Here is a 25,872-nt window from a genome sequence, read left to right on the forward strand (position 1 = left end):
GGGTGCCCGAGGGGCGGGAGGGCATCCCAGCGCCCCGCCTCTCGGTTTTTCTCGTTCTTACGGGTTCTGCTGCTGATCTACGGAGTTCTCCCCGCGGAGCCGGTCCTACGAAGCCGGTCCTACGAAGTCGACGACCGGTGGCAGATGTACGCCAGGGTGCCCAGCAGCAGCCGGGCCTGGGGCGGGTCGGCGGCGGTGTCCAGCGACGGAGGACGCAGCCAGCGGACCGGACCGAGACCCGGCACCTCCGAGGGCGGCGCCGGCACATGGCTGCCCGGCCCCAGGCCGTGCAGGTCCAGATCGGCGTCGTCCCAGCCCATCCGGTAGAGCAGCTCAGGCAGTTCGGTCGCGGCGCCGGGCGCGACGAAGAAGTACGTACGGCCCGTCGGCGTCGCCAGGACCGGGCCCAGCGGCAGCCCCATCCGTTCGAGCCGCACCAGCGCGCGGCAGCCCGCCTGCTCCGCCACGTCGATGATGTCGAAGCCGCGGCCCACCGGCAGCAGCACCGCCGCGCCCGGCGCCCCCGACCAGGCCCGGGTGACCTCGTCCAGCGTGGCGCCCGCCCGGACCTCGGGGCGGAAGTCCAGCGGATGCGCCCCCGGCGCCGCGCAGTCCGCCGCGCCGCAGGAGCACCGGCCGCCCGCGGCGCGCGCCCCCGGCACGACGTCCCAGCCCCAGAGCCCGGTGTACTCCGCCACCGCGGTGCACTCTGTCGCGCGGCCGCGGCGCCGTGAGCCGGACCGCATCTCCCGGATGCCGCCGATCGTGAAGCCCATGCCCCCTCCAACGGGTCGTACTCACCGGTGGTTACGTCTCGCAGTCTGCCCGTGACACTCCGTCGCCACCGGGGCGGTACGGGCGGCGCCAAGGGGCACTCGGGGGAGTGCGCCCGGCAGCGCGCGCCCCGGCGTGCGACGTTCCGCCCGCCGCTGATCATTGTGTGTCAAGTGAATCGCGCCCCGTCATAGGCGAGTTCATTCGAAGGGGTGGCGAATGGTGGCGTTTGTGGAATCACCCTCGCTGGACGGGTGATCGTAGGATTACTTTCAGTGCACGGACCGTGGGGAAATCCACACGCGTGGGTATGCCGGGGGCATCCCGGTTTCCTGTTCGACGGGGCTCAACCCCGGGACAGGCGGCCGCGATTCACGGCATTCTGGTACCGGTTCGCGCGACAGGGCTTCAGCGGATGGGGGCGTTCCAGTGGGCGGCAGCGGCGCAGGCGGTACGAATACCGGCAAGCGTCCGAATGGGCATCTCGCCTCGTGGTTCGTGCGCAGCGGCTGGTCGAAGGGCGAGCTGGCGCGTCAAGTCAACCGCAGGGCGCGCCAGATGGGCGCGCACCACATCAGTACGGACACCTCGCGGGTGCGCCGCTGGCTCGACGGCGAGCAGCCACGCGAACCGATCCCGCGCATTCTCTCCGAGCTGTTCTCCGAGCGATTCGGTTCGGTCGTGAGTATCGAGGACCTCGGGCTGCGCACCGCGCACCAGTCGCCCTCGGTCTCGGGCGTCGATCTGCCCTGGGCGGGACCGCAGACCGTGGCCCTGATCAGTGAGTTCTCACGGAGCGATCTGATGCTGGCGCGGCGCGGCTTCCTCGGGACCTCGCTGGCGCTGGCCGCGGGCCCCGCCCTGGTCGAGCCCATGCAGCGCTGGCTGGTGCCCATCCCCTCGGGTGATCCGGGCGGCCCCGGGATCGAGCCCGTACCCTCGCAACGGCCGTCCAAGCTCTCCGGGCCCGAGCTGGAGCTGCTGGAGTCGACCACCGCGATGTTCCGGCAGTGGGACGCGCAGTGCGGCGGCGGTCTGCGGCGCAAGGCGGTCGTCGGCCAACTCCACGAGGTCACCGACCTGCTCCAGGAGACACAGCCCGAGGCCACCGCGCGACGGCTCTTCCGGTGCGCGGCCGAGCTGGCGGAGCTGGCCGGCTGGATGAGCTATGACGTCGGTCTCCAGCCCAATGCCCAGAAATACTTCGTCCTGGCCCTGCACGCGGCGAAAGAAGCGGGGGACAAGCCGCTCGGCTCGTACATCCTCTCGTCCATGAGCCGCCAGATGATCCATCTGGGCCGGCCCGACGACGCGCTGGAGCTGATCCATCTCGCGCAGTACGGGAGCCGCGGCTGCGCCACGCCCCGGACCCAGGCCATGCTGTATGCGATGGAGGCACGCGCGTACGCAAACACCGGACAGCCCGGAAAGTGCAAGCGGGCGGTGAGAATGGCCGAGGACGCGTTCTCCGACGCGGGGCTCGACAGCGAGCCGGAGCCCGACTGGATCCGCTTCTTCACCGAGGCCGAGCTCAACGCGGAGAACGCCCACTCGTACCGCGATCTGGCCTATGTCGCAGGCCGCAGCCCCACCTACGCCTCCCTCGCCGAACCGCTGATGCGGCGCGCCGTCGACCTGTTCGAGAAGGACGACGAGCACCAGCGGTCGTACGCGCTGAACCTGATCGGCATGGCCACCGTCCATCTCCTCAAGAAGGAGCCCGAGCAGTCCACGGCCCTGGCCCAGAAGGCGCTGAAGGTGGCGCGCAAGGTGCGCTCCGAGCGGGTGAACACCCGGCTGCGCAAGACCGTGGACACCGCCGCCAGGGACTTCGGCGATGTCGCCGGGGTCGCCGAACTCACCGATCTGCTCACCGCCCAGCTTCCCGAATCCGCCGAAGCCGTCTGAGCCGGCGGGCCCCCGTGCCCGCCTCCGGAACCCCGGCCGCGGCCGTCACCCCGTACAGTCCGACACGGCTCCCCCGCCGCCAGGTCAGCAGGGTGCGGGCCGCGGCCGGTTTCCGATGTCCGCAGAGGGTGTCCAGGGCCGCCGCGGAGATCCGGTGGTTCATCGGCTCGTAACACGGGTGACGCCTTCGTCACGGGTGTGAAACATCGAGCGGCACTGGCCGAAACCGCGTTGCGCCAATCTCCTCAGCACAGTCGGCCCATACCTTGAGCATCCGCACGGGCCGTTCCGACCGCGAGGAGACGCTGGCCTTGAATGGCGCAGATACCGCATTCGTACTGATCAGTGCCGCGCTCGTCATGCTGATGACGCCCGGCCTGGCATTTTTCTACGGCGGCATGGTGCGGGTGAAGAGCGCCCTCAACATGCTCATGATGTCCTTGATCTCGCTCGGTATCGTCAGTGTGCTGTGGGTCCTCTACGGATACTCGCTCACCTTTGGTGACGACATCGGCGGCGGGCTCCTCGGCAACTTCGACCATGTCGGCTTCCAGGGCATTTCGGTCGACTCCCTGACCGGGGGCAAGGAAGGCATTCCGGTCTTCGCTTTCGCTCTCTTCCAGCTCATGTTCGCCGTGCTCACTCCGGCACTGATAAGCGGTGCGCTCGCCGACCGTGTGAAGTTCAGCGCCTGGGCGCTGTTCATCACCCTCTGGGTCTCCGTGGTGTACTTCCCGATCGCCCACTGGGTGTGGCAGTCCGACGGCTGGCTCTTCAAGCTCGGCGTGATCGACTTCGCCGGTGGTACGGCGGTCCATATCAACGCCGGTGTGGGCGCGCTCGCCGCCGTACTCGTCGTCGGCAAGCGGATCGGTTTCAAGAAGGACCCGATGCGGCCGCACAATCTGCCGCTGGTCGTCCTCGGCGCCGGTCTGCTGTGGTTCGGCTGGTTCGGCTTCAACGCCGGTTCCGCGCTCGCCGCCAACGGCACCGCCGCCATCATGGCCTTCAACACGCAGATCGCCACCGGCGCCGCGATGCTGGGCTGGCTGATCTACGAGCGCATCCGCCACGGCGCGTTCACCACGCTGGGCGCCGCCTCCGGCGCGGTCGCCGGCCTGGTCGCCATCACCCCGTCCGGTGCCGCGGTCAACCCCTTCGGTGCCCTGCTCATCGGTGTCGTCGCCGGCGCGGTCTGCTCCTGGGCCGTCAGCCTCAAGTTCAAGCTCGGGTACGACGACTCCCTCGACGTGGTCGGTGTCCACCTCGTCGGCGGTGTGATCGGCACCCTGCTCGTCGGTCTTCTCGCGGTCGACGGTGTCGGCGGCGGTTCGCAGCTCGGCAAGCAGGCCGTCGGAGCCTTCTCGGTGATGGCGTACTCCTTCGTGGTCTCCTGGATCCTCGCCAAGATCGTCGATGTCACCATCGGCTTCCGCGCCTCCGAGGACGACGAGACCAGCGGTGTCGACATGGCCTTCCACGCCGAGACCGCGTACGACTACAGCGCGGTGGGTGGATCGCCCTCGGGACGTAGTAGCGTCCCCGCCGCCAGCCAGGACGGGACCATCGCCTCGGCGACCAACAAGAAGGTGGACGCATGAAGCTCATCACCGCAGTCGTGAAGCCGCACAGGCTGGACGAGATCAAGGAGGCCCTCCAGGCCTTCGGCGTCCACGGGCTCACGGTCACGGAGGCCAGCGGATACGGCCGGCAGCGCGGCCACACCGAGGTCTACCGGGGTGCGGAGTACACCGTCGACCTCGTACCGAAGATCCGTATAGAGGTACTGGTCGAGGACGACGACGCGGAAGAGCTGATCGACGTGGTCGTGAAGGCCGCCCGCACCGGCAAGATCGGTGACGGGAAGGTATGGAGCGTCCCGGTCGAGACCGCGGTCCGGGTCCGGACCGGCGAGCGCGGCCCGGACGCACTCTGATGACCTGCCGGTCGCGGCACTAGAGACGGGAACGACTGGGTGACGAGCCTCGAAGAGACGACCGGCCGGGCGGACTCGGGACCCAGCGGGTACGCGGCGGCACGGCTGCGCCTTCTCCAGGAGAAGGCCCAGCCGGGGCCGCCGCGCCGGGCCGCCCTGGCGCGGCTCACCGACGACTGGCTGAACGCGCTGTTCGGCACCGCCGCCCAGGAGGCCGGGGTGCGCGGCGCGGCCCTGGTCGCGGTCGGCGGATACGGACGCGGCGAGCTGTCGCCGCGCAGCGACCTCGATCTGCTCCTCCTGCACGACGGCAAGGCGGGACCCGGCGCCATCGCCGCCCTCGCCGACCGGATCTGGTACCCGGTCTGGGACCTCGGGCTCGCCCTCGACCACTCCGTACGCACCCCCGCCGACGTACGGAAGACCGCGGCCGAGGACCTCAAGGTGCAGCTCGGACTTCTCGACGCCCGGCATGTCGCCGGTGATCTGGGCCTGGTCACCGGGGTGCGGACCGCGGTCCTCGCCGACTGGCGCAACAGCGCGCCCAAGCGCCTGCCCGCCCTCGACGAGCTGTGCCGGGAGCGCGCCGAGCGCCAGGGCGAACTGCAGTATCTGCTGGAGCCCGACCTCAAGGAGGCCAGGGGAGGTCTGCGCGACGCCACCGCCCTGCGCGCCGTCGCCGCGTCCTGGCTCGCGGACGCGCCCCGCGAAGGGCTCGCCGACGCCCGCCGCGCGCTCCTCGACGTACGGGACGCCCTCCATCTGACCACCGGCCGCGCCACCGACCGGCTCGCCCTCCAGGAACAGGACCCGGTCGCCGAGGAACTCGGCCTGCTCGACGCCGATGTCCTGCTGCGCCAGGTGTACGAAGCCGCGCGCACCGTCTCGTACGCCTCGGACGTCACCTGGCGCGAGGTCAACCGGGTGCTGCGGTCCCGGTCCGTACGCCCACGGCTGCGCGCCATGCTCGGCAGCAGGCCCGCCCCGGAGCGCACCCCGCTCGCCGACGGTGTCGTCGAGATGGACGGCGAGGCCGTTCTCGCCCGTACGGCCCGCCCGGAGCGCGACCCCGTACTGCCCCTGCGCGCCGCCGCCGCCGCGGCCCAGGCGGGACTTCCGGTCTCCCTGCACGCCGTACGGCATCTCGCCGCCGCCGCGAAACCGCTGCCGGTGCCCTGGCCCGCCGAGGCCCGCGAGGAACTCGTCACGCTGCTCGGCGCCGGCGAGGCCACCGTCCCCGTGTGGGAGGCCCTCGAAGCCGAAGGACTGATCACCCAGCTCCTGCCCGACTGGGAGCGGGTCCGCTGCCGCCCCCAGCGCAACGCCGTGCACACCTGGACCGTAGACCGCCATCTCGTCGAGACCGCCGTGCAGGCCTCCTCGCTCACCCGCCGGGTGAGCCGCCCCGACCTGCTGCTCGTCTGCGCCCTGCTGCACGACATCGGCAAGGGCTGGCCCGGCGACCACTCCGTGGCCGGCGAGGTCATCGCCCGCGATGTGGCCGCGCGGATCGGCTTCGACCACGAGGACATGGGCGTCATCGCCACGGTCGTACGCCACCACCTCCTGCTCATCGACACCGCGACCCGGCGCGATCTGGACGACCCCGCGACCGTCGCCTCGGTCGCCGCCCGCATCGGTTCGGTCACCACCCTGGAACTGCTGCACGCCCTCACCGAGGCCGACGCGCTCGCCACCGGGCCCGCCGCCTGGTCGTCCTGGCGTGCCTCGCTCGTCGGCGATCTCGCCGCGCGGGTCGCCGCCGTCCTCGAGGGCGACGCCCCCGCCGAGCCCGAACCCGCCGCGCCCAGTGCCGAACAGGAGCGGCTCGCCGTGGAGGCGCTGCGTACGGGCGGTCCGGTCCTCGCGCTGCACGCCCAGCCCGAGCCCCCGCTGGAGGACGGCGCGCCGGAACCGGTCGGCGTCGAACTGCTCATCGCCACGCCCGACCGGCCGGGAGTCCTTCCCGCGGCGGCGGGGGTGCTCGCCCTGCACCGGCTCACCGTACGGGCGGCCGATCTGCGCGCCGTCGAACTGCCCACGGAGCTGGGCGGCACCACCGATGTGCTGCTGCTGAGCTGGCGGGTCGCCGCCGAGTACGGCTCGCTCCCGCAGGCCACCCGGCTCCGCGCCGATCTCGTACGCGCCCTGGACGGCTCACTCGACATCCCGGCCAGGCTCGCCGAGCGTGAGGCCGCCTACCCGCGGCGCCGGGGTGTGCAGGCGCCGCCGCCCCGGGTGACGGTCGCGCCGACCGCCTCGCAGCTCGCCACGGTCATCGAGGTCCGTGCCCAGGACGCGCCGGGGCTGCTGCACCGGATCGGCCGCGCCCTGGAGGAGGCGGCGGTACGGGTGCGCAGCGCGCATGTCTCGACGCTCGGCGCGAACGCCGTGGATACCGTCTATGTCACCCGCGCCGACGGCTCCCCGCTTCCCGAGCCGGACGCGACGGCCCTGGCACAGGCACTGGAGGACGTGTTGCGTGGGTAACCGTGCGTGCGCGTGATCGTTGTTTCGGACGTCGACGCCGCGCATGCAGGGATGTTCCACCCAGTCAGCAGATCCTCAAGATCGCTAACGAACGATCCCCGCGAATGCGGGGCCGCAAGCCGGCAAGAAGGCCTCGTCCGGGTATTTCCATCGGGCTGGGGCCTTCCTGTTTGCCCGGCCGGATACTCTGGAGAGCAATTCACTTCGCCCCCGACCCTGAGGACCCACGAGCGCTGTGTTCGATACCCTCTCCGATCGCCTCTCAGCGACTTTCAAGACCCTTCGCGGCAAGGGGCGGCTGTCCGAGGCGGACATCGACGCCACCGCGCGCGAGATCCGTATCGCCCTCCTCGAAGCGGATGTCGCACTGCCTGTCGTCCGCGCCTTCATCGCGAATCTCAAGGAACGGGCTCGCGGTGCCGAGGTCTCCCAGGCGCTGAATCCAGCCCAACAGGTCCTCAAGATCGTCAATGAGGAACTGGTCGGCATCCTCGGCGGTGAGACCCGGGTCCTGCGCTTCGCCAAGCAGCCGCCCACCGTGATCATGCTCGCCGGCCTCCAGGGCGCGGGCAAGACCACCCTCGCCGGAAAGCTGGGCCTCTGGCTCAAGGGCCAGGGCCATACGCCGCTGCTCGTCGCCGCCGACCTCCAGCGCCCCAACGCCGTCAACCAGCTCTCCGTCGTCGCCGACCGCGCGGGTGTCGCCGTGTACGCGCCGGAGCCGGGCAACGGCGTCGGCGACCCGGTCACGGTCGCCAGGGACTCGATCGAGTACGCGAAGACCAAGCTGCACGACGTGGTGATCGTCGACACCGCGGGCCGCCTCGGTATCGACCAGGAGCTGATGAAGCAGGCCGCGGACATCCGCGACGCCGTCAGCCCCGACGAGGTGCTCTTCGTCGTCGACGCGATGATCGGCCAGGACGCGGTCAACACCGCGGAGGCGTTCCGCGACGGGGTCGGCTTCGACGGTGTCGTCCTCTCCAAGCTGGACGGTGACGCCCGGGGCGGCGCGGCCCTGTCGATCGCGCATGTCACCGGCAAGCAGATCATGTTCGCGTCCAACGGCGAGAAGCTGGAGGACTTTGACGCCTTCCACCCGGACCGTATGGCGTCCCGCATCCTCGACATGGGTGACCTGCTCACCCTGATCGAGCAGGCGGAGAAGACCTTCAGCCAGGCCGAGGCCGAGAAGATGGCCTCCAAGCTGGCGAGCAGCAAGGGCGGCAAGGACTTCACGCTCGACGACTTCCTGGCGCAGATGGAGCAGGTCAGGAAGATGGGCAGCATCAGCAAGCTGCTCGGGATGCTGCCCGGCATGGGGCAGATCAAGGACCAGATCAACAACATCGACGAGCGGGACGTGGACCGTACCGCCGCGATCATCAAGTCCATGACCCCCGGCGAGCGCAACGACCCGGTCATCATCAACGGCTCGCGCCGGGCCCGTATCGCGCGGGGTTCCGGGGTCGAGGTCAGCGCGGTCAAGAATCTGGTGGAGCGGTTCTTCGAGGCCCGCAAGATGATGTCGCGGATGGCTCAGGGCGGCGGGATGCCGGGAATGCCCGGGGTGCCAGGAATGGGTGGCGGCCCCGGCCGTGCGAAGAAGAAGCAGAAGCCGGCCAAGGGCAAGCAGCGGTCCGGGAACCCGATGAAGCGGAAGGCCGAGGAGCAGGCGGCTGCGGCACGGCGCGAGGAGGCGGCGCAGGCGGGCGGGGCGTTCGGACTGCCGGCCGGGGACCAGGGCAAGGACTTCGAACTGCCGGACGAGTTCAAGAAGTTCATGAGCTGACCGGCCCCGCGATGGACCTGCGGCCGGCCTCGCGGGCCGGGTTCGCGGGCCTACGGGTTCCGCGCGGCTCAGTCGGCTGCGCCACCGTCTCCCGACTGAAGTCCGCGCCCATCATGTCGTCGGACGATCGGACAGTAACCAGGATTCTGTATTCTTAGTCGCGCCCTGAGTCCTCCGTACAGCTCCTCCGATGTCCGCGGGCTCAGTACGAGGGGGTGCGCACACCGTTCAGTACCTCGGTCTGGAGCGTGGTGACGACGGACAGGTCGAGGGAATCCCGTACGGCCTCCAGCGCCTTGGCGCCCTCGGTTCTGCCGATGATCGCCGCATGCGAGTTGCGCAGCGCCAGATCGCGGGTGACGTCGTCGCCCAGCGGCAGCACATCCACCCCCGGCCCGAGCCGGCCCTGTGCCTCGTCCAGGTTCCAGACGGTCGCGTCGGCCAGATCGTCTTCGAACAGTTCACGGAGCTGCATGTACGAGGCCTCCACCCAGGTGATGTCGTCGCGCCCGGCGAACGCGCGCTCGGCGAGCATGCGCTGGTCCTCCGAGGCGTGGTCGACGGCGACCCGCAGCCCCGGGGTGTCCGGCGAGGAGCCGTGCCGCAGCAGGAGCCCGTGCGCCCCGACGTAGGTGGCGGGTCCGAGATCCGCCACCAGTTCGACCGGATGCTCCTCGATCAGCCGGTCGGCCGCGAAGCGCGAGAGCACCACCAGATCGACCTTGCCGTCGAGCAGAGCGGTGGTACGGGCACCCGCGCCCCGCATGAACGTGATCGCGAAGGGCGCCCCGGCCTCCTCGAAGGCGGCGCGCAGCCCCGTGGCGAGCCCCTCGTACCGACGGGAGTACGGCAACGGCATCGCGGCCAGCAGTGTGCCGAGCCCGGAGAGCCGCCACAGCGTCGAGCGGTCGGAGCGGACGAGGAAGGTGCCGAGATGGCCCCGGGCGGTCGTCTCGACGGCCCCGGCGCTCTCCAGAAGCCGGAGCGCTGCCTGCACCGTCCCGTTCCCGACCCCCAGCTCCGCCGCGAAGTCACGGACCCGGGGCAGCCGGGTGTCCGGTTCGTGGTTCAGCAGCAGCACGGCGAGCTGTCGTGCCGCCAGGCCATTACGGGTCAGAAAACGCTCGTCCAGGCCGGTCACGGAACGGACAGTAAACAGGATCCTGGATACTGGCAAGAGTCCCCGGCACGATCCCTCGCCCCCGGCATGATCCCTGGAAGCGGAGCCCGGGGGCCGAAAACGAGCGGTGGTCCGGGCGCCGGGGCGGGGCGGTTTCGGAAATAGAAAGCGCTCCCGGTACTGTCGCCGTCGTGGCCCGAGCCCCGTCACCGCAGGGCGCCGCCCCGGCCCCGTCGCACCTGCCCGCCCGCGTACCCCGCCCGGCGAACGGCGGGGACGGCGAAGACAGCGAGAAGACCGGCCAGACGTAGATCGTCTACGCGTCCCGGCGTACGCGGCGCTACGTACCACCTTGGGGCGAGCTGTGAGGCTTCTCCGCAGTTCGACGCACCCGCCCTCGTCAGGACGCATCAATGGCAACTGACGGGTACGTGAAAATTATTTGGGATGCCCCGTAATGGAACCCGGGAGGGCTCCGGCTCGTTGTTCACGACGTGAGCACGACACCACCTGTTCTCGCCGCAGAGCTGGCACAGGCGTGGGCCGATATTCAGCGGTCCCACCCCGAGCTGCCGGATCTCGCCGCGCCAGAGTCCCTGATCGGAGAGTCCTCGTCCGCCTGCGGCGCCGAGCTCTCCTTCGAACGACTGCTTCATGAAGCGGTCCATGGCATCGCCGCAGCCAGAGGTGTCCGCGACACCTCGCGAGCGGGCCGTTATCACAACCGCCGATTCCTTGCGATCGCCGAGGAGATGGGCCTCGACCATCCCGAGGAGCCGCATCCCAGCAGCGGTTTCTCCCTGGTCTCGCTCAGTCCCGAGGCCAAGCGCCGATATCGCCCCACCATCGAGCGGCTCCAGCGCGCCCTCAAGGCGCACACGGTCGCGACGGCCGCCGACACCAAGCGCAGCTTCCGCGGTCCGGCCGCCCGGCACGGCTCGTCCGGTGGCGGGGTCCGCGTCAAAGCCGTCTGCGACTGCGGCAGAAACGTACGGGTCGTCCCGTCGGTCCTCGCCCAGGCGCCGATCATGTGCGGTGGCTGCGGAAAGCCGTTCCGTATCCCGGAGGTCGTGGGCGCCGCGAGCTGAACACCCGGGCACCGGAGCGGGACACCCGCGACGTCCTGCCGTGGTGCGCGCGTGTGGCAGAATGGCGAGCTGTACTCGACAGTCGCACAGGACCCCTCTCTCCTCCGGCTGACGCGTCCATCGGGCGGATCGGGTACCGCAACCCCACGCGGCATCCCGTTGTGCCCAACCACGTCAAGACCAGGAGACACCACTCCAGTGGCAGTCAAGATCAAGCTGAAGCGTCTGGGCAAGATCCGTTCGCCTCACTACCGCATCATCGTCGCCGACTCCCGTACCCGCCGCGACGGCCGGGCCATCGAGGAGATCGGTCTGTACCACCCGGTGCAGAACCCCTCGCGCATCGAGGTCGACTCGGACCGCGCGCGGTACTGGCTGTCCGTCGGCGCCCAGCCGACCGAGCCGGTCCTCGCGATCCTCAAGCTCACCGGCGACTGGCAGGCGCACAAGGGTCTGCCGGCCCCCGCGCCGCTGCTCCAGCCGGAGCCGAAGGCCGACACGCGCGCCCTCTTCGAGGCCGCCGCGAAGGACGCCGGTGACGAGCCCAAGGGTGAGGCGATCACCCAGAAGGCGAAGAAGTCCGACAAGAAGGCCGACGAAGCCGGGACCGAGTCCTCGGCCGCCGCCGAGTCGACCGAGGCCTGAGCATGCTCGAGGAGGCTCTCGAGCACCTCGTGAAGGGCATCGTCGACAACCCGGACGACGTGCGGGTAGCCTCGCGCAACCTGCGCCGTGGCCGTGTGCTGGAGGTCCGGGTCCACCCCGACGACCTCGGCAAGGTGATCGGCCGCAACGGCCGCACCGCACGCGCTCTGCGGACCGTCGTGGGCGCCATCGGCGGCCGTGGCATCCGCGTCGACCTCGTCGATGTGGACCAGGTCCGCTGACAGAGCTGGAACACCGGCACGGGCCGGGGAGGGCCACACCGCCTTCTCCGGCTTTTGCTGCTTTTGGAAAAGAAAAGGTGCCTGTAGTGCAGTTGGTGGTCGGGCGGGTGGGCCGCGCCCATGGGATCAAGGGCGAGGTCACCGTAGAGGTGCGTACGGACGAGCCCGAGGTACGGCTCGGACCCGGCGCCGTACTCGCCACGGACCCGGCGGACGCCGGACCGCTCACGATCGATTCGGGCCGGGTGCACAGCGGCAGACTGCTGCTGCGCTTCGAGGGCGTACGGGACCGTACGGGCGCCGAGGCGCTGCGCAACGTGGTGCTGATCGCCGAGGTCGATCCCGGGGAACTCCCGGAGGACCCGGACGAGTTCTACGACCACCAGCTCATGGACCTGGACGTGGTGCTCGCCGACGGCACCGAGATCGGCAGGATCACCGAGATCACGCATCTGCCCTCGCAGGACCTGTTCATCGTGGAACGGCCCGACGGCAGCGAGGTGATGATCCCGTTCGTCGAGGAGATCGTCACGGAGATCGATCTGGAGGAGCAGCGGGCCGTCATCGAGCCGCCGCCGGGACTGATCGACGACCGCGCGGAAGTCGCCGGTGAGCGCGGTACGTCCGGCCGTGACGCGTCCGGCGGGGACGGCTCATGAGAATCGACGTCGTCACGATCTTCCCCGAGTACCTGGAGCCGCTGAACGTCTCGCTGGTCGGCAAGGCCCGCGCGCGCGGCCGTCTCGACGTCCATGTGCACGACCTCAGGGAGTGGACGTACGACCGGCACAGCACCGTCGACGACACCCCGTACGGCGGCGGGCCCGGCATGGTCATGAAGACCGGGCCCTGGGGCGACGCCCTCGACGAGATCCTGGCGAGCGGGTACGAGACCGGGGCGCACGGCCCCGCCCTGGTCGTCCCCACCCCCAGCGGCCGCCCGTTCACCCAGGAAGTGGCCGTGGAACTGTCCGAGCGGCCCTGGCTGCTCTTCGCACCCGCGCGGTACGAGGGCATCGACCGGCGGGTCATGGACGAGTACGCCACCCGTCTGCCGGTCTTCGAGCTGTCCATCGGTGACTACGTCCTGGCCGGCGGGGAGGCCGCCGTACTGGTCATCACCGAGGCGGTGGCCCGGCTGCTGCCCGGAGTCCTCGGCAACGCGGAGTCGCACCGCGACGACTCCTTCGCCCCCGGCGCGATGGCGGATCTGCTGGAGGGCCCGGTCTACACCAAGCCGCCCGAGTGGCGTGGGCGCTCCATCCCGGACGTCCTGCTCAGCGGCCACCACGGCCGTATCGCGCGCTGGCGCAGGGACGAGGCGTTCCGGCGGACGGCACTCAACCGGCCCGATCTGATCGAGCGCTGCGACCCGAAGGCCTTCGACAAGAAGGACCGCGAGATCCTCTCGATCCTGGGCTGGGCACCCGAGCCGGGTGGCCGATTTTGGCGCAGGCCCGAGGCCATGGAAGAATAGGCCGATGCCGTACGTCCGGTGTGCGCCCCTGCCACAGGGGGAACGACGCCCGCCCGACGCGAACGGCACCCCGAACTCTCCTCCAGACATCCGCCGATGACCTGTGGCATCGGCGAGGAAGCAGAACCGTCATGTCCAGCCTGCTCGACACCGTCGACGCCGCCTCGCTCCGCAGCGACCTCCCCGCCTTCCGCCCCGGTGACACGGTCAACGTGCACGTGAGGGTCATCGAGGGCAACCGCTCCCGTATCCAGCAGTTCAAGGGCGTGGTCATCCGCCGCCAGGGCTCGGGCGTCCGCGAGACCTTCACGGTCCGCAAGGTCTCCTTCTCCGTCGGTGTGGAGCGCACCTTCCCGGTGCACAGCCCGATCTTCGAGAAGATCGAGCTGGTGAGCCGCGGTGACGTCCGCCGCGCCAAGCTCTACTACCTGCGCGAGCTGCGCGGCAAGGCCGCCAAGATCAAGGAGAAGCGCGACAACTGAGCCGCGCCTGCCGGGCGGACCGGGCTTGGCGTTCGTCACGTCGCGCCCGGGTCCACAGGGGCGCCGGATAAGCTCTGGCCCCGATGGACACCGAAGCACAGCACACGGAGCGCGACCGCTCTTCCGGAGCCCCGCTGGGGACGGGGGGGCGGTCGCGCTCCGTGCGTTCGTCAGAGGGGCTGTCCACCCCCGCTGTCGTGGCGCCGCGGGTGACGGGGGCACGAAGGTTCTCCCGGCTCCCGGGGCTGGGGCTGGGGCTGGGGCTGTCCAGGTATTCCGGGCGCTCAGGACTCTCCGGGCCGTCAGGACTTTCCGGTCTGTCTGGTCTGTTCGGTCTGTCCGGGCTTTCGTGGCGCAGAGCCGGGCTGAGCGGGCTCCTCTGCGCGGTTGTCGTCCTGCTCTTCAGCGCCTTCGTGGTGCAGCCCTTCCTGATTCCCAGCGGCTCGATGGAGCCCACGCTCCAGGTCGGGGACCGGGTGCTGGTCAACAAGTTGGCGTACCGTTTCGATACCGGGCCGGAGCGCGGTGATGTGGTCGTCTTCGACGGCACCGGTTCCTTTGTCCAGGAGCCGCCGGAGGAGAACCCCGTCGTCGGGCTGCTGCACGGGGCCGCCGCGGCTCTGGGGCTCGCCGAGCCCGCCGAGACCGACTTCGTGAAGCGCGTCGTCGGCGTCGGGGGCGACCGGGTGGTCTGCTGCGACAAGGGGGGCAGGGTCGAGGTGAACGGCCGGGCCGTGGACGAGCGGCGCTATCTGTACCCCAGGGACACGCCCTCCCGGGTCCCCTTCGACATCGTCGTACCAGCGGGCACGCTGTGGGTCATGGGCGACCACCGGGCCAACTCGCGCGACTCCAGGGACCATCTCGGCGACCCGGGCGGCGGCATGGTGCCCGTCGACAAGGTCGTCGGACGGGCGGACTGGATCGGCTGGCCGCTCGGCCGCTGGTCCTCGCTGGAGCGCTCCGACGCCTTCCGGTACGTACCGGCCCCGGGTGTCCGGGACGTACCGGCTCCAGGCCTCCAGGACGCACCGGCCCCGGGCGGCGCCCATGGGTAAGCGTGGCCGGCCCGCGGCCCATGGCTCGGACACCAGACTGCCCACCGGCACCCGGCCCACCAGCGGCCGGGCGCTACCGGGCCGTGCGGAGCGGCGCAAGCTCGCCCGCCGGGTCAAGCGGCGCCGCCGCAGGTCCGCGATGGCCGAGATACCGATTCTGATCACCGTGGCGCTGCTGATCGCGCTCGTCCTCAAGACCTTCCTGGTGCAGGCCTTTGTGATCCCCTCGGGTTCCATGGAGCAGACGATCAGGATCAGCGACCGCGTCCTGGTGGACAAACTGACCCCCTGGTTCGGCTCCAAACCCGAGCGCGGCGATGTGGTGGTGTTCAAGGACCCGGGCGGCTGGCTCGACGACGAGCAGCCCCCGCCGGACAACTCCCCGTTCGTCGTCAAACAGGTCAAACAGGCGCTGACCTTCATCGGACTGCTGCCCTCGGCCGACGAGCAGGATCTGATCAAGCGGGTCGTCGCGGTCGGCGGCGACACCGTCACCTGCTGCGACAAGGACGGCAAGGTTTCCGTCAACGGTGTGCCGTTGACCGAGCGGTATCTGCACCCGGAGAACGTGCCCTCGCAGGTGCCCTTCCAGGTCCAGGTGCCGGAGGGGCGGATCTTTGTGATGGGCGACCACCGGTCGAACTCGGCCGACTCGCGCTTCCATCTCAGGGAGGAGTTCCGCGGCACGGTCTCCGAGGACGGGGTGGTGGGCCGGGCCGTCGTCATCGCCTGGCCGTTCGACCACTGGCGCGGCCTGGAGGAGCGGGAGACGTACGCTTCGGTGCCGGACGCGCGTGCCGCGCCGACGACGGCGCGGGGAGCGTCGAATAGTGTGTCTTCCCAGGATCTCAACGGATTGATCCGGCTCCCGAGCCCTGCGGAACTCCCGCTCGTTATGGGAGTGGTGGGCCTGTCCCGTATCGGTGGCAGGCGGTCGCGCCGCGTAATCGCGCGGAGCAGTCGCACGGAGTGAGGAGTGGATGTGGGGGACGTGGCGGTCGGCGCACGATCCGGACACGATGGTCCCGAAGAGGGACGCGAGCAGCTCGCCGAGTCGCCCGAAGCAGTGACGGACGATACGACGGAACGCAGGAGTACGGCTCACGCGGCGCACAACGGGCACGTGGCCGGGAGTCACCAGGGCGACGGGCAGGACGGTGACGGAGCCGGGCCCGACGACCGTGGATCCACGGCGGCGCGCCCGCAGCGTTCCTTCTGGAAGGAACTGCCCCTGCTGATCGGTATCGCGCTGCTGCTGGCGCTGCTGATCAAGACCTTCCTGGTGCAGGCGTTCTCGATCCCCTCGGACTCGATGCAGGACACCCTCCAGCGGGGCGACCGGGTCCTGGTGGACAAGCTCACGCCGTGGTTCGGCTCCGAGCCGGAGCGCGGCGAGGTCGTGGTCTTCCATGACCCCGGTGGCTGGCTGGAGGGCACGCCCACCCCCAGTCCGAACATCGTGCAGAACTTTCTGAGCTTCATCGGTCTGATGCCCTCCTCCGAGGAGAAGGATCTGATCAAGCGCGTCATCGCGGTCGGCGGTGACACGGTGGAGTGCAAGAAGGGCGGAAAGGTCCAGGTCAATGGACATCCGCTCAATGAGGAGGGGTACATCTACCCCGGCAACACTCCTTGTGACGACGAGCCGTTCGGGCCGATCAAGGTTCCCGAGGGCCGGATCTGGGTCATGGGCGACCACCGGCAGAACTCGCTGGACTCGCGCTACCACCAGGAGCTGCCCGGCCGGGGCACGGTCTCCACGGACGAGGTCGTCGGACGCGCCTTCGTCGTCGCCTGGCCGGTCAACCGGTGGTCCTTCCTTCCGGTGCCGGACACCTTCGACCAGTCCGGGCTGAGCGCCGCGGCTTCCACGGCCGTTCCCGGCGCCCTCGGGGTGGCCGGAGCGCTGCCGGTCGTGCTGTGGCGCAGGCGGAGGCTGACCGGCGGGGGTACCGCCGGGTAGGGTGCGGTCCCGGACCGCCGTCCGAGACCTCTTCACGGAGGCATGGGGCGGCCATTCTCCGGAACGGGGGGAGCGCTGGGATGAGCGGCACAAGCGGAACGGTCGGGACGGGAAGCCCCGGGCCGGGACAACCTGGGGCGGGAAGCCCCGGGCCGGGACAGCCGGGGACCGGGCGCCAAGGGACCCGGCGTACGGAGCCCGGAGCGGTGCCGGAAGCGGTGAGTGGCGGCCACGGTCGCCTCGGCAGTGTGCTGTCGGGGCTGGCCGTGGCCGTCGGCTGTGTGCTCTTCCTCGGCGGATTCGTCTGGGGAGCCGTGGAATACCGGCCGTACACCGTGCCCACCAACTCGATGAGCCCGACCGTGAAGGCGGGCGACCGGGTGCTGGCCCAGCGGATATCCGGCGGCGACGTACGGCGCGGGGATGTGGTGGTCTTCAGCGACGCCGACTGGGGCAACCTTCCGATGCTGAAGCGCGTGGTCGGAGTCGGCGGCGACACGGTCGCCTGCTGCGACACGGACGGCAGGCTCACCGTGAACGGCAAGCCGGTCCGCGAACCGTACGTCCAGGGAATGCCCGGCGGGCAGGCGTCCACGACCGAATTCAGCGCGAAGGTGCCCGAGGGGCAGCTCTTTCTGCTCGGAGATGAGCGCAACGGCTCACTGGACTCCCGCGTCCACCTCCAGGACCAGGCACAGGGCTCCGTACCGGTCGCGTCGGTGGACGCGCGTGTCGATGCCGTGGTGTGGCCGGTGGGCAGCCTGGTCGGCCGGCCGGAGGCGTTCGCGGCGCTGCCGGGCGGAGTGTCCGGGCCGGGGCCGGTGAAGCTGGTCGCGGCGGCGATTCTGGGCGGGGCCCTGCTGATTCTGGGCGGTGCGGCGTACGGACCGGTCGCGCGGTGGCTGTCGGCGCCGCGGAGGGCCCGTGGGGCACGGGAAGGGGCGTCCGCCGGTGTCCGCTGAGGGGGAGCCGCGCACACCGGCTGAGGGAGAGCCGCGCACGTCGGCTGCGGGGGAGCTGCGCAAGGTGGCCCGGGTGGTGCTGCTCGACCCCCAGGACCGGATTCTGCTGCTGCACGGATTCGAGCCGGACGATCCCGGCGACGACTGGTGGTTCACGCCCGGCGGCGGCCTGGAGGGGGACGAGAGCCGCGAGGAGGCCGCGGTGCGCGAGCTGGCGGAGGAGACGGGTATCACACAGGTGGAGCTGGGGCCCGTGCTCTGGCGTCGGATCTGCTCTTTTCCCTTCGACGGGAGACGCTGGGACCAGGACGAGTGGTACTTCTTGGCACGTACGGCGCAGACCGAGACCTCGGCGGACGGGCTGACGGAGCTGGAGCTGCGCAGCGTCGCGGGGCTGAGGTGGTGGACCTCCGCCGAACTGCTGGCGGCGCGTGAGACGGTGTACCCGACCAGGCTCGCCGAACTGCTGCGTACGCTGCTCGAAGAGGGTCCTCCGGATACGCCGGTGGTCCTCGCCCCCGAAATCGTCTAGGGGTGCGGGGCGTCGGAGCACAATGGGGGGACGTACGGCTGAAGGGGAACATGCCATGAGCGCCGAGGACCTCGAAAAGTACGAGACCGAGATGGAGCTGAAGCTCTACCGGGAGTACCGCGATGTCGTCGGTCTGTTCAAATATGTGATCGAGACCGAGCGTCGTTTCTATCTCACCAATGACTATGAGATGCAGGTGCACTCAGTACAGGGTGAGGTCTTCTTTGAGGTCACGATGGCGGACGCGTGGGTCTGGGACATGTACAGGCCGGCCAGGTTTGTCAAGCAGGTCCGGGTGCTCACGTTCAAGGACGTGAATATCGAGGAGCTGAACAAGAGCGACCTCGAACTGCCCGGCGGCTGACGGGCTTGAGCCGGGCGGTCGTGCCGGGGGGCCTGCCGTGGCGTGGTGCGGGGTGGTGGACTGTGCGGCGGGCCGGGTGGCGGCCGGTCACCCGCGAGGGTGGCCGGGTTATCCACAGTCGATGACTTGTCCACCAAGATCCACTCATTGCGGGCGGTCGCGTCACAGTCGGTGCCGGAGGTGGTGCCGGAATGAACGCGACGAACGCGATGAACGCGACCAGCGCTGCGGACGCGGCGAATGCGACGAGGGCTGCGAACGCGGCGAATGCGACCAGGGCTCTGGGGAGGTACGGCGAGGAGCTGGCCGCGCGGAGACTGGCCGAGGCGGGGATGACCGTACTGGCCCGCAACTGGCGGTGCGGCAGGACGGGCGAGATCGACATCGTGGCCCGGGACAGCGATGCCCGGGGCGGCGCGGTGCTGGTCGTCTGTGAGGTGAAGACCCGCAGGGCCGGTTCGTTCGAACATCCGATGGCCGCGGTCACCGAGGAGAAGGCGGACCGGCTCAGACGGCTCGCGGCCTCCTGGCTGGAGCGGTGCGGCGGTCCGCCGCCCGGCGGAGTGCGGATCGATCTCATCGGAGTGGTGCTGCCCCGGCGCGGCGCGGCAGAGATCGAGCACGCGCGGGGGGTGGCCTGATGGGGTTCGCGCGAGCGTGCTCGGTGGCACTGGTGGGTGTCGAGGGCGTGGTGGTCGAGGTCCAGGCGGATCTTGAGCCGGGAGTGGCCGCGTTCACCCTGGTGGGGCTCCCGGACAAGAGCCTGGTGGAGAGCCGCGACCGGGTCAGGGCGGCGGTGGTGAACTCCGGTGCCGAGTGGCCGCAGAAGAAGCTCACGGTCGGGCTGAGCCCCGCTTCCGTACCGAAGAGCGGCAGTGGATTCGATCTCGCCGTCGCGGCGGCGGTGCTCGGGGCCGCCGACCGCATCGATCCCCGGGCCATCGCCGATCTGGTCCTGATCGGGGAGCTGGGCCTGGACGGGCGGGTCAGACCGGTGCGCGGGGTGTTACCCGCGGTGCTCGCGGCGGCCGAGGCCGGTTACGAGCAGGTGGTGGTTCCCGAGCAGACCGCGGGCGAGGCGGCCCTGGTGCCGGGGGTGTCGGTCCTCGGGGTACGGAGCCTGCGGCAGCTCATCGCCGTACTGACCGACGACGCGGTGCCGGACGAGCCCCGGGACACCATGGCGGGGCGCCCGGACGCGATGCTGGCGGGGCTGATGGTGCCGGGCGCGGGCGTCGGCACGGGACTCGCGGCCGGAAACGGCGAGAGCGAGGGACACCGGCCCGACCTCGCGGATGTCGCCGGTCAGGCCTCGGCCCGCACTGCACTGGAGGTGGCCGCGGCGGGCGGCCACCATCTGCTCCTCCAGGGCCCGCCGGGTGCGGGCAAGACCATGCTGGCCGAGCGGTTGCCCGGGGTGCTGCCGCCTCTGACCCGGCAGGAGTCGCTGGAGGTCACGGCGGTGCACTCGGTGGCGGGCATCCTGCCGCCCGGCGAGCCACTGGTCCGTACGCCGCCGTACTGCGCACCGCACCACTCGGCCACCATGCAGTCCCTGGTCGGCGGCGGCAACGGACTGCCGAGACCGGGCGCGGTGTCCCTGGCTCACCGTGGTGTGCTCTTTCTGGACGAGGCGCCGGAGTTCTCGGGCCGGGCGCTGGACGCTCTGCGCCAGCCGCTGGAGTCGGGGCATGTGGTGGTGGCGCGCAGCGCGGGGGTGGTGCGGCTCCCTGCCCGTTTTCTGATGATCCTCGCCGCCAATCCCTGCCCCTGCGGCCGGCACACCCTGCACGGCGCAGGATGCGAATGCCCGCCCTCGGTGATCCGCCGCTACCAGTCGCGGCTGTCCGGGCCGCTGCTGGACCGGGTGGATCTGCGCGTCGATGTCCGGCCCGTCCACCGCGAGGACCTGGTCGGACAGGGCGGCAGGGGCGAGCCCACGGCGGCGGTCGCCCAGCGGGTACGGGAGGCCAGGGCGCGGTCGGCGGCCCGGCTGGACGGCACACCCTGGGCCGTCAACAGCGAGGTGCCCGGCCATGAGCTGCGCACCCGCTGGCCGGTCGCCTCCGGCGCGCTCGCCGCGGCCGAACGCGATCTGGAGCGCGGACTGCTCACAGCGCGTGGCCTGGACAGGGTGCTGCGGGTGGCCTGGACCGTCGCTGATCTCGCCGGGCGCGACCGCCCCGAAGCGCGGGATGTCGCGCTCGCGCTGGAACTGCGCACCGGTATCGCCCGGGGCGCCGTGCCGGTGGCCGGGGGTGTGACATGACGTCCGGTGCCCGCCCGGCGGAGCGGCTGGCGCGGGCCGCGCTCACCCGGGTGCTGGAACCCGGGGACGAGCACGGCGGGCGGTGGCTGCGGGAGTTCGGTGCCACCGGACTGCTCGCGCTGCTCACCTCGCCCGGCGCCGGTCGGGGTCGGCTCACCGGCGTCGGGGAGCAGCGGCTCGACGGCTACCGCGCCCGGGCCTTGGCGGCGGTACCCGAGCGCGACCTCGCAACGGTCACCCGGCTCGGCGGCCGGTTCGTCTGTCCGGGCGACACCGAGTGGCCCAGCCAGCTCGATGACCTCGGCGACGCCAGGCCCATTGGGCTCTGGGTGCGGGGCAGCCCGGATCTGCGGATCTGGTCGCTGCGCTCCGTAGCCGTGGTCGGCGCCCGGGCGTGTACCTCGTATGGGGCACATATGGCGGCCAGTATCGGCGCCGGGCTCGCCGAACGCGGCTGGGTGGTGACCTCCGGCGCCGCGTTCGGGGTGGACGGCGCGGCTCACCGGGGCGCGCTGGCCTCCGGCGGGGCGACCGTGGCGGTGCTGGCCTGCGGGGTCGACGTGGTCTATCCGCGCGGCCACGCCGAGCTGATCGGGCGCATCGTCGAACAGGGCCTGGTCATCGCCGAACTGGCGCCGGGCGACCACCCCACCCGCAGCAGATTCGTGCTGCGCAACCGGGTGATCGCCGCGCTCACCCGGGGCACCGTCGTGGTGGAGGCGGAGTACCGCAGCGGTTCCCTGGTCACCGCCCGCGACGCCCAGCGGCTCGGCCGCTTCACGATGGGCGTGCCGGGTCCCGTCACCAGCGGGCTGTCGGCCGGCGTGCACGAACTGCTGCGCGGTGAGGGAGTCCTGGTCACAGACGCCGCCGAAGTGGCCGAGCTGGTCGGCGACATCGGCGAGCTGGCCCCGTGCCGCCGGGGCCCCGTACTGCCGAGGGACCTGCTCGACCCGCTCAGCGCCCGGGTCCTGGAAGCACTGCCCGCCCGGGGCAGCGCCGCCGGGCCGGAGATCGCGCGGGGCGCGGGAACGACTCCGGACGAGGCTCTCGCCAGGCTGTACGAACTCCACTCGCTGGGGTTTGTCGAACGGCATGGCGACGGCTGGCAGTTGGCCGGCCCGGCGACTCCGGCGGTCGCCGTGCGGCGAGGCGGTTCTTGATCTGGGGCATTCGGGTGAAAAGGTGAGAGCGATGAGCCCTGCAACTCCGTCGGTGCCGCCCGGCGGGCCGGCGCGAGCGGTGTCGGCCCGGGATCGAAGATGTGCTCGAAGGCGTCCACCGGGACGGGCGCGGCCGTCCGCTCCTCGGGTGGCGCGACGGCTCAGCCACGCTACGCTCACCTGCATTCCGGCCCCAGCAGACGTCCCCCGCACTTCACAGCAGAACGGCTCAAGGCAACGCATGCCCCAGCACACCTCCGGGTCTGACCGCGCGGCAGCGCCCCCGGCTGCCCGGAGCGCCGTACGGCCCCCCGCGCCCTCGTCGCTCGAAGAGCTGTGGCGGTCGTACAAGGCCACGGGCGACGAGCGGCTGCGCGAGCAGTTGATCCTGCACTACTCACCGCTGGTGAAGTATGTCGCGGGCCGGGTCAGTGTGGGACTGCCGCCCAATGTCGAGCAGGCCGACTTCGTCTCCTCCGGGGTCTTCGGTCTGATCGACGCGATCGAGAAGTTCGACATCGAGCGATCCATCAAGTTCGAGACCTATGCGATCACCCGGATCCGCGGCGCGATGATCGACGAACTCAGGGCCCTGGACTGGATCCCGCGCTCCGTACGGCAGAAGGCCAGAGCCGTCGAGCGCGCCTACGCCACGCTGGAGGCCCAGCTCAGACGCACGCCCTCTGAGGGCGAGGTGGCCGCGGAGATGGGGATCGCGCTGGAGGAACTCCACGCCGTCTTCAGTCAGTTGTCCCTGGCCAATGTGGTGGCGCTGGAGGAACTGCTCCATGTCGGCGGCGAGGGCGGCGACCGGCTCAGCCTGATGGACACCCTGGAGGACACCGCCGCCGACGATCCGGTGGAGGTGGCCGAGGACCGAGAGCTGAGACGACTGCTGGCCCGTGCCATCAACACGCTCCCCGACCGCGAGAAGACCGTGGTCACGCTCTACTACTACGAGGGCCTCACCCTCGCCGAGATCGGCCATGTCCTCGGTGTGACCGAGAGCAGGGTCAGCCAGATCCATACGAAGTCGGTGCTCCAACTGCGGGCCAAGCTGGCCGACGTGGGACGCTGACGCTGTACCCCGGCCGCCCGATCCGTAAAGTGGAGGCGTGCCCAGGATTCGAGCGGCCTCCGTGGCCGAGCACCGGACCATGCAGCGTGGCGCCCTCCTGGACGCCGCACGCTCCCTTCTGTCCGAAGGCGGCACGGAAGCGCTGACCTTCCCCGCCCTCGCCGAGCGCACAGGCCTCGCCAGGTCCTCCGTCTACGAGTACTTCCGCTCCCGCGCCGCCGTCGTCGAAGAACTGTGCGCCGTGGACTTCCCCCTCTGGGCGGCCGAGGTCGAGGAGGCCATGGCCGGCGCGGACACCCCCGAGGCCAAGATCGAGGCGTATGTACGGCAGCAGCTCACGCTGGTCGGCGACCGGCGCCACCGTGCCGTCGTCGCCATCTCGGCGAGCGAACTCGACGCGGGGGCCCGCGAGAAGATCCGCGCCGCGCACGGCGGCCTGATCGCCATGATCGTGGAGGCCCTCGCCGAACTGGGCCATCAGCAGCCCCGGCTCGCCGCGATGCTGCTCCAGGGGGTCGTGGACGCGGCGGTTCGCCGTATCGAATTGGGCGCGGCCGAGACCCCGGGGGAGATCGCCGAGGCCGCGGTCTCGATGGCCCTGCGCGGTGTACGGAGCTGAGCCCCGGGCGCCGCCCCGCGCGGTGGACCCAGACTGCCAGCGCGAGCAGGACGATCGTGTGCACTGCACCGCCCGCCGTCGACGCGGCAGAAGGCGCCGGCCTGGGCAGGACGGCCATCGGCGGTTCTGGGACACCCACGACCGGGAGCAACCGCGAGGGGCCCAGCCGCAGCAGCTCCGGCGGCAGCAGGGACAGCGGGTCCAGATAGACCGTGCCCCTCAGCAGCCCCCAGTGCAGACAGCTCGCGGCACAGTGCGACGACCCGGCGCCCAGCCGGGCCACCACCTGCCCCGGAGCCACCGCATCCCCCTCGGAGACCAGCGGTTCCACCGGCTCATAGGTGATCCGCAGAGGCGGCGCCCCCGTACCGGACAGAGCGATCGCCAGCACCCCGCGGCCCGCGACCCGGCCCGCGAACGACACCCGGCCCCCGGCAGCGGCCCGTACCACCGAGCCCGGCGCGGCGGCCAGATCCACCCCGCGGTGCCCCCGGCCGTACGCCGACTCCGGCGGCTCCCAGCCGCGCAGCAGCACCGGCCGCGCCCCCACCGGCCAGACCCGGCCTCCGCCATCACTGCCCCCATCGGCAGTGGCCGCGACCGCGGAGCCGGCGGTGAAGAGCAGGAGGAAGGAGACGAGGAACGAGAGGGCGACAACAGGACGCGCACCGACACGGACAGTGATCATGTCCCCACCGTGCCGCACCCGGCACAACCGCGCTGATCATGCCCCGGAACTGTGGACCACCGACCGGTTGTGGATATCGCCGTCACCCGGGGGTGCGACGGTCCCGTACACTTCTTGTGGCGATCCGGGTCACCGGGTCGACTTCGCACGCCCCGGCATCGGGCCCTTCGCACCGATGCCAGCGCTTCTCGGTCCTCCGTGGCACAGCGCACCGGGGCGTCAGGTGCGGCCGCCGTCCGGCGGACGCGACAACCGAGTATCTCAAGGAGTACGGCCATGGCCGTCGTCACGATGCGGGAGCTGCTGGAGAGCGGCGTCCACTTCGGTCACCAGACCCGCCGCTGGAACCCGAAGATGAAGCGCTTCATTTTCACCGAGCGCAACGGCATCTACATCATCGACCTGCTCCAGTCGCTGTCGTACATCGACCGCGCCTACGAGTTCGTCAAGGAGACCGTCGCGCACGGCGGCTCCATCATGTTCGTCGGTACGAAGAAGCAGGCCCAGGAGGCCATCGCCGAGCAGGCGACGCGCGTCGGCATGCCCTATGTCAACCAGCGCTGGCTGGGCGGCATGCTCACCAACTTCTCCACCGTCTACAAGCGCCTCCAGCGTCTGAAGGAGCTTGAGCAGATCGACTTCGAGGACGTGGCCGCCTCCGGTCTCACCAAGAAGGAGCTGCTGGTCCTCTCCCGCGAGAAGGCCAAGCTGGAGAAGACCCTCGGTGGTATCCGCGAGATGCAGAAGGTGCCCAGCGCCGTCTGGATCGTCGACACCAAGAAGGAGCACATCGCCGTCGGTGAGGCGCGCAAGCTCCACATCCCGGTCGTCGCGATCCTCGACACCAACTGCGACCCCGACGAGGTCGACTACAAGATCCCGGGCAACGACGACGCGATCCGCTCCGTCACCCTGCTCACCCGTGTGATCGCCGACGCCGTCGCCGAGGGCCTCATCGCCCGCTCCGGTGTCGCCACCGGTGACTCCAAGCCGGGCGAGAAGGCCGCGGGCGAGCCCCTCGCCGAGTGGGAGCGCGACCTGCTCGAAGGCGAGAAGAAGGCCGATGACGCGGCCGCCAAGCCTGAGGCCGAGGTCCAGGCCTCCGCCGAGACGGAGAAGGCCGCCGACGTGGACGCCGCGGCCGCGGACACCGAGCAGGCCTGACCCCTTAACGGTTCCGGCAGTCGACGGCGGGGGCCGCACCACGGCCCCCGCCGTTCCC

24 protein-coding genes and 2 pseudogenes are annotated in these 25,872 nt (G+C 70.8%); 23 read left to right on the plus strand and 3 right to left on the minus strand.

The window, feature by feature from the left end:
- Nucleotides 1–119: 119 nt before the first annotated feature.
- Nucleotides 120–776: a bifunctional DNA primase/polymerase gene (locus WH07_RS12700; protein WP_046499630.1), complete on the minus strand. Its 657-nt coding sequence runs from the start codon at nucleotides 774–776 to the stop codon at nucleotides 120–122.
- Nucleotides 777–1,203: 427 nt separating this feature from the next.
- Here WH07_RS12700 and nsdA point away from each other — a divergent pair, with 427 nt between their 5' ends.
- The 5 genes from nsdA (at nucleotide 1,204) to ffh (ending at nucleotide 8,900) form a co-directional block, all read left to right on the plus strand.
- Nucleotides 1,204–2,682 carry a transcriptional repressor NsdA gene (gene nsdA, locus WH07_RS12705; RefSeq protein WP_046499632.1) on the plus strand — a complete coding sequence of 493 codons (1,479 nt, stop codon included), beginning with the start codon at nucleotides 1,204–1,206 and terminating at the stop codon, nucleotides 2,680–2,682.
- A 311-nt stretch (nucleotides 2,683–2,993) separates the two neighbouring features.
- The gene (locus WH07_RS12710; protein WP_046499633.1) at nucleotides 2,994–4,283 is read left to right on the plus strand and encodes an ammonium transporter; all 1,290 of its coding nucleotides are present in this window, start codon (nucleotides 2,994–2,996) and stop codon (nucleotides 4,281–4,283) included.
- Nucleotides 4,280–4,618, plus strand: a complete 339-nt coding sequence (locus WH07_RS12715; RefSeq protein WP_046499635.1) for a P-II family nitrogen regulator — start codon at nucleotides 4,280–4,282, stop codon at nucleotides 4,616–4,618. Before WH07_RS12710 ends, WH07_RS12715 begins: the two co-directional genes overlap by 4 nt.
- 39 nt (nucleotides 4,619–4,657) lie before the next feature.
- Nucleotides 4,658–7,108, plus strand: a complete 2,451-nt coding sequence (locus tag WH07_RS12720) for a [protein-PII] uridylyltransferase (protein ID WP_046499637.1) — start codon at nucleotides 4,658–4,660, stop codon at nucleotides 7,106–7,108.
- A gap of 235 nt (nucleotides 7,109–7,343) precedes the next feature.
- A complete protein-coding gene (ffh, locus tag WH07_RS12725; protein ID WP_046499638.1) occupies nucleotides 7,344–8,900 on the plus strand; it encodes a signal recognition particle protein in 1,557 nt (518 codons plus the stop codon).
- A gap of 202 nt (nucleotides 8,901–9,102) precedes the next feature.
- On the opposite strand, the gene yhfZ is transcribed toward ffh, so the two are convergent.
- Entirely contained in the window at nucleotides 9,103–10,041 is a 939-nt protein-coding gene (gene yhfZ / locus WH07_RS12730; RefSeq protein WP_079023175.1) for a GntR family transcriptional regulator YhfZ, read from the minus strand.
- A 473-nt stretch (nucleotides 10,042–10,514) separates the two neighbouring features.
- Here yhfZ and WH07_RS12735 point away from each other — a divergent pair, with 473 nt between their 5' ends.
- The 17 genes and pseudogenes from WH07_RS12735 (at nucleotide 10,515) to WH07_RS12815 (ending at nucleotide 23,962) form a co-directional block, all read left to right on the plus strand.
- Nucleotides 10,515–11,108: a hypothetical protein gene (locus WH07_RS12735; protein WP_046499640.1), complete on the plus strand. Its 594-nt coding sequence runs from the start codon at nucleotides 10,515–10,517 to the stop codon at nucleotides 11,106–11,108.
- A gap of 198 nt (nucleotides 11,109–11,306) precedes the next feature.
- The gene (gene rpsP / locus WH07_RS12740) at nucleotides 11,307–11,753 is read left to right on the plus strand and encodes a 30S ribosomal protein S16 (RefSeq protein ID WP_046499642.1); all 447 of its coding nucleotides are present in this window, start codon (nucleotides 11,307–11,309) and stop codon (nucleotides 11,751–11,753) included.
- 2 nt (nucleotides 11,754–11,755) lie between these two features.
- On the plus strand, nucleotides 11,756–11,995 hold the full coding sequence (locus tag WH07_RS12745; RefSeq protein ID WP_030753580.1) for an RNA-binding protein: 240 nt from the start codon (nucleotides 11,756–11,758) through the stop codon (nucleotides 11,993–11,995).
- Between the two features lie 86 nt (nucleotides 11,996–12,081).
- Nucleotides 12,082–12,654 carry a ribosome maturation factor RimM gene (gene rimM, locus WH07_RS12750; protein ID WP_046499645.1) on the plus strand — a complete coding sequence of 191 codons (573 nt, stop codon included), beginning with the start codon at nucleotides 12,082–12,084 and terminating at the stop codon, nucleotides 12,652–12,654.
- Entirely contained in the window at nucleotides 12,651–13,472 is an 822-nt protein-coding gene (gene trmD / locus WH07_RS12755; RefSeq protein WP_046499647.1) for a tRNA (guanosine(37)-N1)-methyltransferase TrmD, read from the plus strand. The genes rimM and trmD overlap by 4 nt, the downstream gene beginning before the upstream one ends.
- 131 nt (nucleotides 13,473–13,603) lie before the next feature.
- Entirely contained in the window at nucleotides 13,604–13,954 is a 351-nt protein-coding gene (rplS, locus tag WH07_RS12760) for a 50S ribosomal protein L19 (RefSeq protein WP_046499649.1), read from the plus strand.
- 83 nt (nucleotides 13,955–14,037) lie between these two features.
- Complete coding sequence (lepB, locus tag WH07_RS12765) at nucleotides 14,038–15,012, plus strand: signal peptidase I (RefSeq protein ID WP_079023176.1); 975 nt, start codon at nucleotides 14,038–14,040, stop codon at nucleotides 15,010–15,012.
- A pseudogene (lepB, locus tag WH07_RS12770) lies at nucleotides 15,005–16,086 on the plus strand (signal peptidase I); the annotation flags it as partial. The gene lepB (WH07_RS12765) and the pseudogene lepB (WH07_RS12770), both read left to right, overlap by 8 nt.
- Nucleotides 16,004–16,975: a signal peptidase I gene (gene lepB, locus WH07_RS12775; RefSeq protein WP_046499693.1), complete on the plus strand. Its 972-nt coding sequence runs from the start codon at nucleotides 16,004–16,006 to the stop codon at nucleotides 16,973–16,975. The pseudogene lepB (WH07_RS12770) and the gene lepB (WH07_RS12775), both read left to right, overlap by 83 nt.
- A 206-nt stretch (nucleotides 16,976–17,181) precedes the next feature.
- Nucleotides 17,182–17,937 carry a signal peptidase I gene (gene lepB, locus WH07_RS12780; RefSeq protein ID WP_046499653.1) on the plus strand — a complete coding sequence of 252 codons (756 nt, stop codon included), beginning with the start codon at nucleotides 17,182–17,184 and terminating at the stop codon, nucleotides 17,935–17,937.
- Nucleotides 17,938–17,992: 55 nt separating this feature from the next.
- On the plus strand, nucleotides 17,993–18,469 hold the full coding sequence (locus WH07_RS12785) for an NUDIX hydrolase (protein ID WP_106409561.1): 477 nt from the start codon (nucleotides 17,993–17,995) through the stop codon (nucleotides 18,467–18,469).
- Nucleotides 18,470–18,524: 55 nt separating this feature from the next.
- On the plus strand, nucleotides 18,525–18,833 hold the full coding sequence (locus WH07_RS12790; protein WP_014675276.1) for a DUF2469 domain-containing protein: 309 nt from the start codon (nucleotides 18,525–18,527) through the stop codon (nucleotides 18,831–18,833).
- A 209-nt stretch (nucleotides 18,834–19,042) separates the two neighbouring features.
- The gene (locus WH07_RS12795; RefSeq protein ID WP_046499699.1) at nucleotides 19,043–19,474 is read left to right on the plus strand and encodes a YraN family protein; all 432 of its coding nucleotides are present in this window, start codon (nucleotides 19,043–19,045) and stop codon (nucleotides 19,472–19,474) included.
- Entirely contained in the window at nucleotides 19,474–21,102 is a 1,629-nt protein-coding gene (locus tag WH07_RS12800) for a YifB family Mg chelatase-like AAA ATPase (protein ID WP_046499657.1), read from the plus strand. Before WH07_RS12795 ends, WH07_RS12800 begins: the two co-directional genes overlap by 1 nt.
- Nucleotides 21,099–22,265, plus strand: coding sequence for a DNA-processing protein DprA (dprA, locus tag WH07_RS12805; RefSeq protein ID WP_046499658.1), 1,167 nt, complete (start codon nucleotides 21,099–21,101; stop codon nucleotides 22,263–22,265). Before WH07_RS12800 ends, dprA begins: the two co-directional genes overlap by 4 nt.
- A 241-nt stretch (nucleotides 22,266–22,506) precedes the next feature.
- On the plus strand, nucleotides 22,507–23,343 hold the full coding sequence (gene whiG, locus WH07_RS12810) for an RNA polymerase sigma factor WhiG (protein WP_046499660.1): 837 nt from the start codon (nucleotides 22,507–22,509) through the stop codon (nucleotides 23,341–23,343).
- A 61-nt stretch (nucleotides 23,344–23,404) separates the two neighbouring features.
- Nucleotides 23,405–23,962, plus strand: a complete 558-nt coding sequence (locus WH07_RS12815) for a TetR/AcrR family transcriptional regulator (RefSeq protein ID WP_046499662.1) — start codon at nucleotides 23,405–23,407, stop codon at nucleotides 23,960–23,962.
- 256 nt (nucleotides 23,963–24,218) lie between these two features.
- On the opposite strand, the pseudogene WH07_RS37440 reads toward WH07_RS12815, so the two are convergent.
- Nucleotides 24,219–24,650 (minus strand): annotated as a pseudogene (locus tag WH07_RS37440) (peptidoglycan DD-metalloendopeptidase family protein); the annotation flags it as partial.
- A gap of 276 nt (nucleotides 24,651–24,926) precedes the next feature.
- On the opposite strand from WH07_RS37440, the gene rpsB reads away from it, so the two are divergent.
- Nucleotides 24,927–25,814 carry a 30S ribosomal protein S2 gene (rpsB, locus tag WH07_RS12820; RefSeq protein WP_046499664.1) on the plus strand — a complete coding sequence of 296 codons (888 nt, stop codon included), beginning with the start codon at nucleotides 24,927–24,929 and terminating at the stop codon, nucleotides 25,812–25,814.
- Nucleotides 25,815–25,872 lie beyond the last annotated feature (58 nt).

The organism is Streptomyces odonnellii (assembly GCF_000981895.1).
Lineage (GTDB): Bacteria > Actinomycetota > Actinomycetes > Streptomycetales > Streptomycetaceae > Streptomyces > Streptomyces odonnellii.